Annotated in this window: 13 protein-coding genes; 10 read left to right on the top strand and 3 right to left on the bottom strand. The window is 71.8% G+C overall.

All coding sequences use genetic code 11. The annotated features are described in order from the left end of the window. Positions 1-243 precede the first annotated feature (243 nt). The 7 genes from ACFVT1_RS14385 (at position 244) to ACFVT1_RS14355 (ending at position 9144) form a co-directional block, all read left to right on the top strand. Positions 244-651 (top strand): hypothetical protein, encoded by a 408-nt coding sequence (locus ACFVT1_RS14385; protein ID WP_389795032.1) that lies wholly within the window; start codon positions 244-246, stop codon positions 649-651. 99 nt (positions 652-750) lie between these two features. Beyond that, positions 751-1317 (top strand): 2Fe-2S iron-sulfur cluster-binding protein, encoded by a 567-nt coding sequence (locus ACFVT1_RS14380; protein WP_389795030.1) that lies wholly within the window; start codon positions 751-753, stop codon positions 1315-1317. Next, positions 1314-2300 (top strand): FAD binding domain-containing protein, encoded by a 987-nt coding sequence (locus ACFVT1_RS14375; protein WP_389795028.1) that lies wholly within the window; start codon positions 1314-1316, stop codon positions 2298-2300. Before ACFVT1_RS14380 ends, ACFVT1_RS14375 begins: the two co-directional genes overlap by 4 nt. A 42-nt stretch (positions 2301-2342) precedes the next feature. Next, complete coding sequence (locus ACFVT1_RS14370; RefSeq protein ID WP_389795026.1) at positions 2343-4442, top strand: xanthine dehydrogenase family protein molybdopterin-binding subunit; 2100 nt, start codon at positions 2343-2345, stop codon at positions 4440-4442. A 173-nt stretch (positions 4443-4615) separates the two neighbouring features. Continuing rightward, positions 4616-5125, top strand: coding sequence for an ATP-binding protein (locus ACFVT1_RS14365; protein WP_389795024.1), 510 nt, complete (start codon positions 4616-4618; stop codon positions 5123-5125). 184 nt (positions 5126-5309) lie between these two features. Beyond that, complete coding sequence (locus ACFVT1_RS14360; protein WP_389795022.1) at positions 5310-6743, top strand: NADP-dependent succinic semialdehyde dehydrogenase; 1434 nt, start codon at positions 5310-5312, stop codon at positions 6741-6743. A 13-nt stretch (positions 6744-6756) separates the two neighbouring features. Continuing rightward, the gene (locus tag ACFVT1_RS14355; protein WP_389795020.1) at positions 6757-9144 is read left to right on the top strand and encodes a phosphoketolase; all 2388 of its coding nucleotides are present in this window, start codon (positions 6757-6759) and stop codon (positions 9142-9144) included. 119 nt (positions 9145-9263) lie between these two features. Here the strand turns inward: ACFVT1_RS14355 and ACFVT1_RS14350 are convergent, their stop codons facing one another. Next, positions 9264-9584 carry a plasmid stabilization protein gene (locus tag ACFVT1_RS14350; protein ID WP_389795481.1) on the bottom strand — a complete coding sequence of 107 codons (321 nt, stop codon included), beginning with the start codon at positions 9582-9584 and terminating at the stop codon, positions 9264-9266. Positions 9585-9731: 147 nt separating this feature from the next. Then, a complete protein-coding gene (locus ACFVT1_RS14345) occupies positions 9732-10847 on the bottom strand; it encodes a chemotaxis protein (protein ID WP_389795018.1) in 1116 nt (371 codons plus the stop codon). Positions 10848-11038: 191 nt separating this feature from the next. Here ACFVT1_RS14345 and ACFVT1_RS14340 point away from each other — a divergent pair, with 191 nt between their 5' ends. Together ACFVT1_RS14340 and glsA are read left to right on the top strand one after the other, a co-directional pair. After that, positions 11039-11605: a hypothetical protein gene (locus ACFVT1_RS14340; protein WP_389795016.1), complete on the top strand. Its 567-nt coding sequence runs from the start codon at positions 11039-11041 to the stop codon at positions 11603-11605. 12 nt (positions 11606-11617) lie between these two features. After that, on the top strand, positions 11618-12967 hold the full coding sequence (glsA, locus tag ACFVT1_RS14335) for a glutaminase A (protein ID WP_389795014.1): 1350 nt from the start codon (positions 11618-11620) through the stop codon (positions 12965-12967). A gap of 34 nt (positions 12968-13001) precedes the next feature. Here glsA and ACFVT1_RS14330 read toward each other — a convergent pair whose 3' ends face one another. Then, a complete protein-coding gene (locus ACFVT1_RS14330; RefSeq protein ID WP_389795012.1) occupies positions 13002-13841 on the bottom strand; it encodes an endonuclease I family protein in 840 nt (279 codons plus the stop codon). A 254-nt stretch (positions 13842-14095) separates the two neighbouring features. On the opposite strand from ACFVT1_RS14330, the gene ACFVT1_RS14325 reads away from it, so the two are divergent. Then, positions 14096-14317 carry a hypothetical protein gene (locus ACFVT1_RS14325; protein ID WP_362198718.1) on the top strand — a complete coding sequence of 74 codons (222 nt, stop codon included), beginning with the start codon at positions 14096-14098 and terminating at the stop codon, positions 14315-14317. The last annotated feature ends 45 nt before the right edge of the window (positions 14318-14362 follow it).

Genomic DNA, 14362 nt, shown 5'->3' with positions numbered 1-14362 from the left:
GATATGAACCTAAAAGTGTTTCGGGGTCGGGGTCGGGGTGCCCAGGAGGCCAGGGGCGGTGCCTTGCGCCGTCCGTCTGCCGGCGGCCTCGTGTCGCCGTCGTCCGGCAGCGGGGTGAGCCTGGAGGGGATCCTCGAACCGCCGGGGGTGGGCGAGGGAAGTGCCGGACCCACCCGGCCCCGTCCAGGCCCCCGGTCTCCGGCGCGGGGACGCACCACACGGCGCCGAGCGGAAGGAATCGCGGTGAACAGCATCAAGGAGCGACAGCCGGACGAGAGCGTGCACGGCCAGGAGGTCTCGGTCGTCATCAGCGGGTGCGACACGGGTGACGCGCGGATGGTCTTCGACGCGCTGCGGGCCGCTTTCACCACCGACCGGGCCTCGGTCGACGTACCCAGGAAACTCGCGGAGAGGCGGCCCACCGCATGGGTGGCGACCGTGGACGTCACCGAGGAGAGGGTGATCTCGGGACCGGTCGCTCTCGGCGCGCCCGTGAAGATCGATGTGCAGGGCGGCTACTGGGCGGTCGAACGGCTCCGGCGGAGCCTGGCGCACGCCTTCGACGTACGCGTCGTCGGGACGGTCTCCGGGGACCAGGAGGAAGAGGTGCGCCTGCGCCTGGAGACCCACCGGAGCCACCCGGGCCGGTAGGCCGACAGGCCGCCGCCCGGCGACGGAGCAATGAAGCGGGAAGGCAGGGTGTTTCTGGTAGAAAGCGAACAAAAGGCCACCCCTGAAAGGTGCGAGTGAGTGGACCCCTCTCGCGGGCGGGACGACGGTGCGCGACAGCCGGAAGCAACCGGCGACCGTTCCACCCTGACACTGCACATCAACGGAACCGAGCGGACCCTGACGCTCGATCACCGCACCACGGTCCTGGACGCCCTGCGCGAACACCTCGACCTCACCGGTGCGAAGAAGGGCTGCGACCACGGGCAGTGCGGGGCGTGCACCGTCCTCGTCGACGGGCGGCGTGCCAACAGCTGCCTGCTGTTCGCCGTGGCCCACGACGGCGCCCGCATCACCACCGTCGAGGGCCTCGCCGACGGCGACCGGCTCCACCCCGTCCAGGAAGCCTTCCTGGACCGCGACGCCCTGCAGTGCGGCTACTGCACACCCGGCCAGATCTGCTCGGTCATCGGCATGCTCGGCGAGGCGGCGGACGGCTTCCCGTCCCATGTCACCGCACGCGCCGCGGCCGTGTCCGCACCGGCTCCACTCGACGTCCCCGAGATCCGCGAGCGGATGAGCGGCAACCTGTGCCGCTGCGGCGCCTACCCCCGTATCGTCGAGGCGATCGAGGACGTGGCGCCGTGAAACCCTTCGCCTACCTCCGCGCCCGGTCCACCGACGAAGCGGTCCGCGCGAGCTCCGCCCACCCCGGCGCCGGATTCCTCGGCGGCGGCACCAACCTCGTCGACCTGATGAAGCTCGGGGTGGAAACCCCCGACCTGCTCATCGACATCAGCCGGCTGCCGCTGGACCGGGTGGCCGACACCGACGACGGCGGGCTGCGCATCGGCGCGACCGTACGCAACAGCGACCTGGCCGCCCATCCCGCCGTGCGCACCCGCTACCCCGTCCTGTCGCAGGCGCTGCTGTCCGGAGCCTCCGGACAGCTCCGCAACACCGCCACGACCGGCGGCAACCTGCTGCAGCGCACCCGTTGTCCGTACTTCCAGGACACTTCCAAACCCTGCAACAAGCGGGAACCCGGCACCGGCTGCCCCGCCCGCGAAGGCGCCCACCGCGACCTCGCCGTACTCGGCCACTCCGAGCACTGCGTCGCCACCCAGCCGTCCGACATGGCCGTCGCCCTGTCCGCCCTCGACGCCACCGTCCACCTGCACGGACCCGACGGCGAACGGACCGTACCCGCCTGCGCATTCCACCGCCTGCCGGGCGACACCCCCCACCGGGACACCGAGATCCGGGCGGGCGAACTCATCACCGCGGTGGTGCTCCCGCCGCGCCCGGACGGTGCCGGCTCCCTCTACCGCAAGGCCCGCGACCGCGCCTCGTTCGCCTTCGCCCTCGCGTCCGTCGCCGCGGTGCTGAGCGTCCGCGACGGCCGGATCGCGCATGCGGCACTGGCCTTCGGCGGGCTCGCCCACCGGCCCTGGCGGGCACACGCCGCGGAAGACGTGCTCCGGGGCGCCCCGGCCACCGACGAGACCTTCGCACGGGCCGCGGACGCCGAACTCGCCGCGGCCCGGCCGCTGCGCGACAACGCGTTCAAGGTGGGTCTCGCCCGCAGTCTGGCCGTCGAAGCACTGGCCGAACTCGCCGCCGACAGCTGAGCAACCGCAGACAAGCAGACCCGCAGACGTGAGGATCCCGTCATGAGCCAGGCCCCTCCACCACTGGGCAGTCCCGTCGTCCGCCGCGAGGGCCGGGACAAGGTCACGGGCACCGCCCGCTACGCCGCCGAACACACCCCGCCGGGCTGCCTGTACGGCTGGCCCGTCCCCGCCACCATCGCCCGCGGCCGCGTCAGCGCCATCCACACCGACGAGGCACTGGCCCTGCCGGGCGTGCGCGCCGTCCTCACCCACGACAACGCCCCGACGCTGAAGCAGCCCGACGACCCGATCCTCGCCGTCCTGCAGGACGACCGGGTCCCGCACCGGGGCTGGCACGTCGCGGTCGTCGTTGCCGACACGTTCGAACAGGCCCGCGCCGGGGCCGGGGCGCTGCGGATCGCCTACGAGGAGACCCGGCACGACGTCCTGCTGACCGAGGACCACCCCGGGCTGTACACCCCGGAGACCGTCAACGGCGAATTCCCGGCCGTCCGTGAACGCGGCGACACCGACCGGGCCCTCGCCGACGCGCCCGTACAGGTCGACGCCACCTACACCGTCGGCGCCCTGCACAACCACCCCATGGAGCCGCACGCCTCCACCGCACGATGGACCGAGGACGGCCGGCTGACCGTCCACGACTCCAGCCAGGGCTCCACCAGGGTCCGCGACAGCCTCGCCACCGCGTTCGGGCTGCGCCCGCAGCAGATCACCGTGGTCTCCGAACACGTCGGCGGCGGCTTCGGCTCCAAGGGCACCCCGCGCCCGCAGACCGTCCTGGCCGCCATGGCCGCACGCCACACCGGGCGACCCGTCAAGGTCGTTCTGCCCCGGCGCCAGATGCCCGCCGTGGTCGGCCACCGCGCCCCCACCGTGCAGCGCGTCCGGCTCGGCGCCGCACTCGACGGCACCCTCACCTCGGTCGCCCACGAGGTCATCACCCACACCTCCACCGTCAAGGAGTTCGTGGAGCAGGCAGCCGTACCGACCCGTGTCATGTACGGATCCGAACACAGCCGTACCGCCCATCGTGTGGCTGCCCTGGACGTACCGAGCCCGTCCTGGATGCGCGCACCGGGCGAGGCCCCGGGACTGTACGCACTGGAGTCCGCCATGGACGAACTCGCCGCCGCCCTCGGCATGGACCCTGTCGAGCTGCGCCTGCGCAACGACCCGGCGAACGAGCCCGACTCCGGCCGCCCGTTCAGCAGCCGCGGCCTCGCCGCCTGCCTGGAGACGGGCGCCGCGCGCTTCGGCTGGTACGAGCGCGATCCGCGCCCCGCGGCCCGCGAAGAGGGGCCGCTGCTGCTCGGGACGGGCGTCGCCTCCGCCACGTACCCCGTGTACATCGCCGCCTCCAGCGCCACGGCGCACGCGGCACCCGACGGCTCGTACCACATCCGGGTCAACGCCACCGACATCGGCACCGGCACCCGCACCGTACTCGCGCAGATCGCCGCCTCGGTACTGGGGACCCCGGTGGAGAACGTCCGGATCGACATCGGCAACAGTGACCTGCCCGACGCCCCGCTGGCCGGCGGTTCCTCGGGCACGGCCTCCTGGGGCTGGTCCGTGCACAAGGCGTCCACCGCCCTCCTGCGGCAACTGCGCGAGCGGAGCGGCCCGCTGCCCGCCGAGGGGATGACGGCCTTCGCGGACACCGAGCAGGAGACGTCCGCGGAATCCCCCTACGCCCGGCACGCGTTCGGTGCGCATTTCGCCGAGGTCGCCGTCGACTCCCGTACCGGAGAGGTGCGGGTGCGCCGGATGCTCGGCGTCTTCGCCGCCGGACACATCCTCAACTCCCGTACCGCGCGCTCCCAGTTCATCGGCGGCATGACGATGGGGATCGGCATGGCCCTGACCGAGTCCAGCACCATGGACCCCTTCTTCGGTGACTTCACCGAGAGCGATCTCGCTTCCTACCATGTGCCGGTCTGCGCCGACGTGCCGGACATCGAGGTGCACTGGATCGAGGAGGAAGACCCGCATCTCAACCCGATGGGCAGCAAGGGCATTGGTGAGATCGGCATCGTCGGCGCTGCGGCGGCCGTCGGCAACGCGGTACGGCACGCCACCGGCGTCCGGGTGCGCAGCCTTCCGATCACCCCGGACACACTGCTGCCATACCTGCTCTGACCTGGGCGGACCTCCTCCATACGGCCGATCGGGCGTTCCTTGTGTTGCGCACCCGGCTCTGCCGGGTCACCCTGTGGAGTGACCCAGAAGTGGCATCTGCTCACTCTTCGCATTCGGGAGTCGTTGGTTCAACGGGGCGAAGTCAGTGGGCCTCGATGTGAGGAGCCTCGACGATGACCGTTCAACTCGACCGGCACTACTCGGTCGAACTCCAGGTTTCGGCAGAGCGTGTGTACCAGCTGCGGCGAATAATCGCCGCGCATCTGCGTCACTGGAGTCTCGAACTCCACATCCGGCCCGTGTGCCGGGGTGTGGAGGAGCTGCTGACCAATGTCCACCGGCATGTCGGTGACGACAACAACTGCGTCGTCGAACTCCGCTGGTCGGGGCGGCATCTCACGGTCTCCGTCGCCGACAACGGCGCCGAGATGCCGCGGCTGCTCAGCAACGGCGGCGGTGGTCTCAGCCGTGTCATGGCCCTGAGCGACAGCTGGGGCACCTGCCGTACGGCCGAAGGCAAAGTGGTCTGGTTCACCCGGTACGCGAAGGAGCCGCACACCGTCGAACTGGTGCCGTCGGCGCCGCTGCCCGGTGTGCGCGAGTTCCGCCGCCCGCCGGCCGCCGTTCCGGAGCCCGTGCCCGAAACCACCGCGGCCTCCGGCATCACCCCCGCTCTCGTCTGAGGCGGGCCACCGGGCCCGGTACTGCCGGCCCCCGTACCCGCTGAACGCCTCACCCTCCCGGCGCGGACGGCGTGCACACCGCACGCATGGTCCGCGCCGGGAGGGTGTCCTCAGGCAGGGCCCGCGTTGCGGTACGGCGCATGGCGCGGCACGGTCGAAGTACCGAGGCAAGGAGAGCACAGTCATGCCCATCGCGACGGTCAACCCCGCGAACGGCGAGACCCTGAGAACGTTCGACGCGCTCGGAGAGGCGGAGATCGAGCAGAGGCTCGACGCCGCCGACACCGCGTTCCGGCAGTACCGCACCACCGGGTTCGACGAACGGGCCCGTCTGCTCGACGCCGCCGCCGGCCTCCTCGAAGAGGACCGGCACGACATCGCCCGCACCATGACCACCGAGATGGGCAAACCCGTCACGGCGGCCCGCGCGGAGGCCGCCAAGTGCGTGAAGGCGATGCGCTGGTACGCGGCCCACGCCGAGGAACTCCTCGCCGACGAGCACCCGTCGGCGGCCGATGTGCGGGACTCCGGCGCGTCGCGGGCCTTCGTCCACTACCGCCCGCTGGGCGTTGTGCTCGCCGTGATGCCGTGGAACTTCCCGCTCTGGCAGGTCGTACGGTTCGCCGCCCCCGCGCTGATGGCCGGGAACGTCGGGCTGCTCAAGCACGCCTCCAACGTCCCGCAGACGGCCATGTACCTGGAGGGCCTGTTCCGCCGGGCCGGATACCCGGCGGGCTGCTTCCAGACCCTGCTGGTCGGAGCCGGGGCGGTCGAGTCGGTCCTGCGCGACCGCCGGGTCGCCGCCGCCACCCTCACCGGCAGCGAACCGGCCGGACGCTCGGTTGCGTCGATCGCCGGCGACGAGGTGAAGCACACCGTCATGGAACTGGGCGGCAGCGACCCGTTCCTCGTCCTGCCGTCGGCGGACGTCGCCAGGGCCGCCCGTACGGCCGTGACCGCCCGGGTGCAGAACAACGGCCAGTCCTGCATCGCCGCCAAACGGTTCATCGTGCACACGGAGGTGTACGACGAGTTCGCCGAGCGGTTCACCGTGGGCATGCGCGACCTTACGGTCGGCGACCCGCTCCAGGAGTCCACCGACGTCGGGCCCCTCTCCAGCGAACAGGGCCGCACGGACCTGGAGGAGCTGGTGGACGACGCGGTACGGCAGGGTGCGACCGCGCTGTGCGGCGGAGGCCGCCCCGACGGCCTGGGACCGGAGCTGGAGCGGGGCTGGTTCTACGCCCCGACCGTCCTCACCGGGATCACCCCCGCCATGCGCATCCACCGCGAGGAGACCTTCGGCCCCGTCGCCACGCTCTACCGCGTCGACGGACTCGACGAAGCCGTGGAACTCGCCAACGACAGCCCCTTCGGCCTCAGCTCCAACGTATGGACCCGTGACGCCGACGAGGCCCGCCGCTGTGTGCGCGATCTGGAGGCGGGCGGCGTCTTCTTCAACGGCATGACGGCGTCCCATCCCGCGCTGCCCTTCGGCGGCGTGAAGCGCTCCGGCTACGGACGCGAACTCGCCGGCCACGGCATCCGCGAATTCTGCAACGCGACGACGGTCTGGTACGGCCCCGAGCCCGTCGGCGCCACGTCCCAGGAGCCCTGAAAGGCAGGCACGGATGAGTCACGCCGCCCACCCGGCAGCGACACCCGGCCCCTCCGACGAGGAGATCGCCGCGCTCGACGCGCACTGGCGGGCCGCCAACTACCTGACCGTCGGCCAGATCTACCTCATGGCCAACCCGCTCCTGACCCAGCCGCTCACCCCGGACCACATCAAGCCGCGCCTGCTCGGCCACTGGGGCACGTCACCCGGACTGAACCTGGTCCACACCCATCTCAACCGCGTCATCAAGTCCCGCTCCGTCCAGGCCCTGTGCGTCTGGGGCCCCGGTCACGGCGGACCCGCCGTCCTCGCCAACTCCTGGCTGGAGGGCAGCTACTCGGAGACGTACCCCGACGTCAGCCGGGACGCCCAGGGGATGGAACTGCTGTTCAGGCAGTTCTCCTTCCCCGGCGGGGTACCCAGCCATGTGGCACCGGAGACCCCCGGCTCCATCCACGAGGGCGGCGAACTCGGCTACGCCCTCACCCACGCCTACGGTGCCGCCCTCGACCACCCGGACCTGCTCGTCACCTGTGTCATCGGGGACGGCGAGGCGGAGACCGGACCGCTCGCCGCGTCCTGGCACTCCAACAAATTCCTCGACCCCGTGCACGACGGGGCCGTCCTCCCGATCCTCCACCTCAACGGCTACAAGATCGCCAACCCGACGGTGCTCGCCCGCCTGCCGGAGACGGAACTCGACGCCCTGCTGCGCGGCTACGGACACGACCCCCTGTACGTCGGCGGCGACGACCCCCTCACCGTCCACCGGGCGATGGCCGCCGCGACGGACCGGGCCGTCGACCGGATCCGGGAACTCCAGGCCGCCGCCCGCACCGGCGGTACCACCGAGCGTCCGCACTGGCCGATGATCGTGCTGCGCACCCCCAAGGGCTGGACCGGCCCGGCCGAGGTCGACGGCGTGCCCGTCGAAGGCACCTGGCGCGCCCACCAGGTGCCGCTGCCCGGTGTCCGGGAGAACCCGGAGCACCTGCGGCAACTGGAGGCGTGGATGCGCTCCTACCGGCCGGAGGAACTCTTCGACACGGCGGGGCGCCCCACCGCCCGGGTGCTCGACTGCGTGCCCGGGGGCACCGACCGGCTCGGCGCGACCCCGTACGCCAACGGCGGCCTGTTCCTGCGCGACCTGCCCATCCCGCCGCTGGACGACCACGCCGTCGCGGTCGACAAGCCCGGCACCGTCCTGCACGAACCGACCCGGGTCCTCGGCGGACTGCTGGAGGCCGTCATGGCCGCCACCGCCGAGCGCCGCGACTTCCGGGTCATGGGCCCCGACGAAACCACGTCGAACCGGCTCGACGCCCTCTACGGGGCCACCGGCAAGGCATGGCAGGAGCGGATCCTGCCGACCGACGAGCACCTCTCCCGCGACGGACGCGTCATGGAGGTGCTCTCGGAGCATCTGTGCCAGGGCTGGCTGGAGGGATACCTCCTCACGGGCCGGCACGGTCTCTTCTCCTGCTACGAGGCGTTCGCCCACATCGTCGACTCGATGGTCAACCAGCACATCAAATGGCTCAGGACATCCCGTCGGCTGGCCTGGCGCCGCCCCATCGCCTCGCTCAACTACCTGCTCACCTCGCACGTCTGGCGCCAGGACCACAACGGGTTCTCCCACCAGGACCCCGGCTTCGTCGACCACGTCCTCAACAAGAGCCCCGAAGTCGTACGGGTCTATCTGCCGCCGGACACCAACACCCTGCTCTCCGTCGCCGACCACGCGCTCCGCAGCCGCGACTACGTCAATGTGATCGTGGCCGGAAAGCAGCCGGGCTTCGACTGGCTCACCCTGGACCAGGCCCGCACGCACTGCGCCCGCGGAGCCGGCGTCTGGGAGTGGGCCGGCACGGAGGACGGCAGCCGTGAACCCGACGTGGTACTCGCCTGCGCCGGTGACGTACCCACGCTGGAGACCGTCGCGGCAGCCGATCTGCTGCGCAGGCATCTGCCGGAACTGGCCGTGCGGGTGGTCAACGTGGTCGACATGGCGAGGCTGCTGACCCGTGAGGAGCACCCGCACGGAATGCCGGACTCCGAGTACGACGCGCTGTTCACCTGCAACGCCCCGGTGATCTTCGCCTACCACGGCTACCCGTGGCTGATCCACCGGCTGGCCTACCGGCGGGCCGGCCACGCCCAGTTGCATGTGCGGGGCTACAAGGAGGAGGGCACCACCACCACACCCTTCGACATGGTGGTCCGCAACGACCTGGACCGCTACCGGCTCGTCATGGACGTCATCGACCGGGTGCCCGGCCTGGGCGTCCGCGCCGTCGCGGTACGCCAGGCGATGGCGGATGTCCGCACCCGCCACCACGACTGGATCCGTGAACACGGCACGGACCTTCCCGAGGTGGCCGACTGGACCTGGAGCGGCTGAATCCGGAGCGGCGGACAACGCCGGGGCGGCGGACAACAGCTGGACGGCCGCCGGCACCGCCCGGTGCCGGCGGCCGTCCGGGGTGGCGCGACGTCCGTCCTGTTCCGGCGACGCCGGGCTCAGCGGCCGAGCGCCCGCTCCAGCTCGGCCTTCGTCATGTGCGAACGTCCGTGGACGTTCTTCTTCTTCGCCTCTTCGTAGAGCTGTTCGCGAGTCGGCCCCCCGGCGCCGCTGTGGGAGCGCAGCCCGCCGCGGCGGGACGACATGTCCTCGATGGACGTACGGCTCGCGATCCTCGACTCACCGGCGCGGGCGCGTGCCTTGTTGACCGTACGGGCCGCGATCTCCTCGGCCCGGTCCTCACCGACCCCGCGCTCCTGGGCGCTTTCCTTGATGTGTTCGTACTGCCGTTCCCGTTTGGCATTGGATCCGCGTGGCATGGGCATGGTGCTGTCACTCCCTTCCCAGGGACCTGCCCCGGGTCTCGGCCCGGGGCCCGGTCGGGCGTTCTCTCCAGTGTCCCAGCGGCCCCGGGGACCCGCACGCCTGCCGCGTGCCCGGGGCGGCGCACGGTGTCCCGGGCACGCTCAGTAGCGCAGGGCCGCGGCGATCCGTCCGTGCTCCGCGAGCGAGTCGTCGGCGAGGAAGACCACGTCGGCTCCGTTGTCCAGGGCCGCTTCGACGAGCTCGTCGACGATGTCCTCACGGACCGTGCCGTCCGTCAGGTCCGCGGCTTCACCGCTCACCGGTTCGAGGTGCTCGTCCGTCACCCGTACCGTCTCCTGGAAGTTCTCCTCCACCGCCACCAGTCCGGCGCGTCCCTCCCGTACGGCGGCCCAGACCTCGTCGAGACCACCGGCGAAGGCGCGCCGGCCGCGCGCCTCGTCCAGCTTGCCGTCGATCTCCGCGGCGATCCGCCGCCGCCGGTCGTCGAGCGCGGGCCGGAGATCCTTGAGCAGGTCGCCCGGCGTCATGCCGGCCGGTGCCCCCTTGGTGATCCGGCCCACCGCCGCCCCGGCGCCCTCCCCGACCTCGTCGAGAAGGGCGAGCGCGGGAGCGAGGCCGACCAGATACAGCGGGCGCGGGTCCGCGGCCAGTACCGCGCGCAGCTTCTCGTCGACGGTGCGCAGGAAGTTGCGCGTCTCCTCGTCGGTGAAGGTGCTCGGGGTGTCGCCGATCTGCTCCTCGCGCTGCGGGTCGGGCGCCTCCTGCGGCGCCGCCAGCGGGAACCCGTCGGCCCGCTCCTCGTTCAGGACGTCCTGGGTGCCGCTCCACAGGGCGGCGTGCCCGGCCGACACGGTGAGCGCCCAGAACGGCTGGGCCTGGGCCTTGGCGGCGACCAGGTTGCGGGTCAGATACGTGTCGCTGAGCACCACCCGTTCGGGCGCGGTGCGGGGAAGCTGCCAGATCTGGTGCTCGTCGGCGGTGACGAGGACGATCAGGGCGTCCAGGGCCCGGCGCGGGTCCACCTCGGTGACCGCCCGGTCGAGCTGCTCCTTCAGGGCGTTTCCGGACTCGCGGGTGACGGCAGGGTCCGCTTCCAGCCGGCTGACGGCCTCGGCCACCAGGTTGCGCAGCCGTACGGCGTCCTGGGCATTGTCCGGAGCGCGGCGGTGGGTCGGCATGGTCAGGGACAGGGCCGGATAGGGCTTGGCCGCCCGCAGCTCCCTCAACAGGCCGGCGGTCAGGGCGTCCGTGTCCATCGATCACTCCCAGGGGCTGGTATCCGCTCCTGAGTGAAGCGGGCGAATTCAACGAGTTAATTCATACCGTTTGATCCTAATATGGGCGAGTTGTTGGTTAGTGGTCCTGGCAGGGGTGCGGCGGCTCCTCGTTCCGCCCCCTGTCCCCCTTGCGCCCTTCCGATACGTCCTTCCGAGCAGACGGAGCGTCCGTGAAACCGACCAGTCCCTCGCGTCACGCCTTCGGCGGCCGCGCAGCCCGCAACCCGGCCCTCGCCGTGCTCGCCGCGGTGATCGTCGCCGGAACCGCCGCCTGCGGCGGCTCCGGCACCACTTCGCCGGGCACGGCCAGGAGCACCCGTACGGTGTCCCCGGAACCGGCCATGACGCGGTCCCCGAGCCCCACCCCGCGTACCCAGCAGGAGTTCGCCGCCTCGGCCGCGGCTGCCGCCGAACGCGACCGGCAGCGGGCCGTCAAGCAGCTCGAAGGTGTCCAGGGCCGCGGCAACGCGGTCAAGGACGTCTCGGTGACGGGGCTGGCGGTCGCGAAGTCCGAGCAGTTCCGCAGTGCCCTCGTGCGGGTCACCAACCGTACGGACAAGTCCGCCTTCTACGCCGTGAAGGTGGAGTTCGCCGACTCCGCCGGGAAGGTGCTCGACTCCGTGGTGCTCGGCTTCGCGGACGTCCCGCCCGGCCGGACCGTCAGCCAGCACGCCAACAGCCGCAAGGCGGCCGGAGTCAAGACGTTCCCCCGGATCGCCCAGGCCGAGCGCGGCTGACGGCCGGTTCCGGTGGGCGCCGCCGAAGCCGTCACCGATGCCCTGCGCGAACTGCACAGGCGGTTCGCCGGGCTGCGGGACGGTCAACTGGCCGACTACATCCCGCCGTTGGCGCTGGCCGATCCGGGTGCGTTCGGACTGGCGCTGATCAGCATGGACGGCCACCGCTACAGCGCCGGCGACGCCGACGCGCTGTTCACCCTGCAGTCCGTGTCGAAACCGTTCGTCTACGCCCTCGCCCTGTCGGTGCTCGGGCTCGACGAGGTGGGCCGCTGGGTGAACGCCGAGCCCAGCGGCGAGGCGTTCAACGCCATCAGCCTCGAACCGGTCACGGGGCGGCCCGACAACGCCATGGTCAACGCGGGCGCCATCGTCACCACCGCGCTGATCCCGGACACCCCGGACGCCCCCCGGTTCGGCCGCATCCTCGACTGCCTGAGCCGCTCCGCCGGACGGCGGCTGGACGTCGACGAGCAGGTGTACGCCTCCGAGGCCCTCACCGGCGACCGCAACCGGGCCCTCGCCTATCTGATCCGCAGCGCCGGCCCGCTCCCCGTCGACCCGGTGGCCGCGGTGGAGACCTACTTCAGGCAGTGCGCGGTACGGGTCACCACACTGGACCTCGCCGCGATGGCCGCGACCCTCGCGCACGGCGGCGTCCATCCGCTCACCGGCGACGCGGTGGTCCCCGAGCCGGTCGCCGCCCAGGTGCTGGCCGTGATGGCGACCTGCGGCATGTACGACACCTCGGGCGACTGGCTGCTACGGGTCGGGCTGCCGGCGAAGAGCGGGGTGTCGGGCGGGCTGATCGCCGCCGGCCCCGCCAGGTTCGGTCTGGCGACGTACAGCCCGCTGCTGGACCCGACCGGCACCTCCGTACGCGGGCGCGCCGCGCTCGGCGCCCTGTCGGAACGGCTCGGTCTGCACCTGATGCACAATCCGGCGCTGGCCGGTTCCACCGTCACCCTGGTCGCCACCGCCGACGAGCCGTCCGCAGCCCCGGCGGGGGCCCGGGGGAGCGCCGGGCGCGAACGGGTCGCCGCCGTCGCCGCCCAGGGCGCCCTCGACTTCACGGCGGCCGAGCGGGTGCTGTACGCGCTGGACGAGGCGCGGCCGCGGGAGACCGGGGCCGTGGTGCTGGACCTGCGGCGGGTCACCGCAGTCGACACGGTGGCCCGTGCGATGCTGCGCAGCGGGCTCGGCCGGCTCGCGGCGGACGGTGTGCGCACCGCCGTGGCCGACCCGGCGGACCGTCTCGCCCTGCTCCCCGGCACGGCGGAGCAGGGCGGACACCCGGCGGTCCGGCCGTTCGCCTCCCGCGAGGAGGCCGCGGCCTGGTGCGCGAGCGGCCCGGCCGGCTGAACCGGGGGAGGGACCCGCTCGTGGCCGGGCCCGTCTACCAGATGGACTCGACCCATTCCGGGTGGTCGATGAACGGGTTCCGGTTGTGCTGGTACTGATCGAATATGACGTCGTTGCGCCGCTTCTCGAAGTTGTCCGGCGGGTCCTCCTGGCTCCATGCCTTCAGCACCGAGAGGCGGCCGATGTTCGGAGCGGAACCGTTGGACACCTTGTCGTTGGGTTCGAGGTCGGGGAAGGCGTCGTCGCCCTCGTAGCGCACCGCCATGTAGAGGATCATGCGGGCCACGTCGCCCTTGACCGCGTCGCGCGGTTCGAAGGAGTCGCTGTCGGTGAAGTTGCCCGGGGCGCCGCTGACCGCGCTGCCACCGTTGTCGAAGTCCTTGTTGCCGCGGATGGAGTTGACGGTGACGTCCTCCGGGCGCAGGTGGTGGATGTCGGTGCCGGGACCGGTGGCGGTGCCGAAGTCTCCGTGGGACTTGGCCCAGACGTGCTCGCGGTTCCACTGGCCGACCGAGCCGCCGTTGTCGCTCTTGGGCTCGGAGCGTCCGGAGTAGAGGAGGATCACGTTCGAGGGGTTGGCGGGGTCCTCGTCCGTGTCCTTGAGGGCGTTCCAGACCTGGCTGTAGGAGATCTTGGTCTGGTTGCTGATGATCGTGTGCAGCGCGCTCTTGAGCGCGGTTCCCGACTTGCCGAGTGCGTCCGCGTAGTACGTGTCGTCGAGGACGCCGAGCGGCGTCGTGGCGATCGGCGCAGCCGCGGGGGCGGTGGCCCGGGGGGTGGCGGCCGGGGCGGCGGCCGCGGTGCCGGCGAGTACCGCGAACGCGGCGAGGGTCGCCAGCAGGGGGCGCCGGCAGGGCAGGTGACGACGGGACATGTGGGGGTGTCCTCTCCGAAAAGAAGCGGGCACCACGAAACCGTCACATGGTGGGGGGCGGCGCCGCGGTGGTCGTGTGGTATGTGGTCAGCGGGAGCCTTCCACACGCACCGTGACCCTGGTGTGAACGCTGCGTACCTATCATGTGCAGGTCAAGTGAGGGTGCTTCTGCGGGGTCGGGAGGGGGCCGTGAAGGCATCGGATGCGGCGGGCCGGGCGCGGGGCGAGAATGACCGAAAGGACGAGGAGGCGGCATGAGTGACGAGCCCGAATCCGTATCCGCAGCCCCGGTGGTCACTCCCGCACTGCGGGGCGTGACTCCCGACAGCCTCTTGCACACCGGCGGGAGCGACAATCCGTCGGCAGAGGACCTGGTGCTCGCCTCCGGGCGGGACCTGACCCCGAAGAATCTTCAGTGGGCGGAGCGCAGGCTCGCCCGGGAGGGCCGGTCGGCGATCGACAAGACGCTGCCGTAGTCCGTCGTAATCCGTGGGTCCGCAGCCCGGCGGCCCGGGTGGTGC

This window comes from Streptomyces sp. NPDC057963 (assembly GCF_042887155.1).
GTDB lineage: Bacteria > Actinomycetota > Actinomycetes > Streptomycetales > Streptomycetaceae > Streptomyces.
Note: the sequence above shows the minus strand (reverse complement) of the source record. Positions and strands in the feature narration are given on the sequence as shown.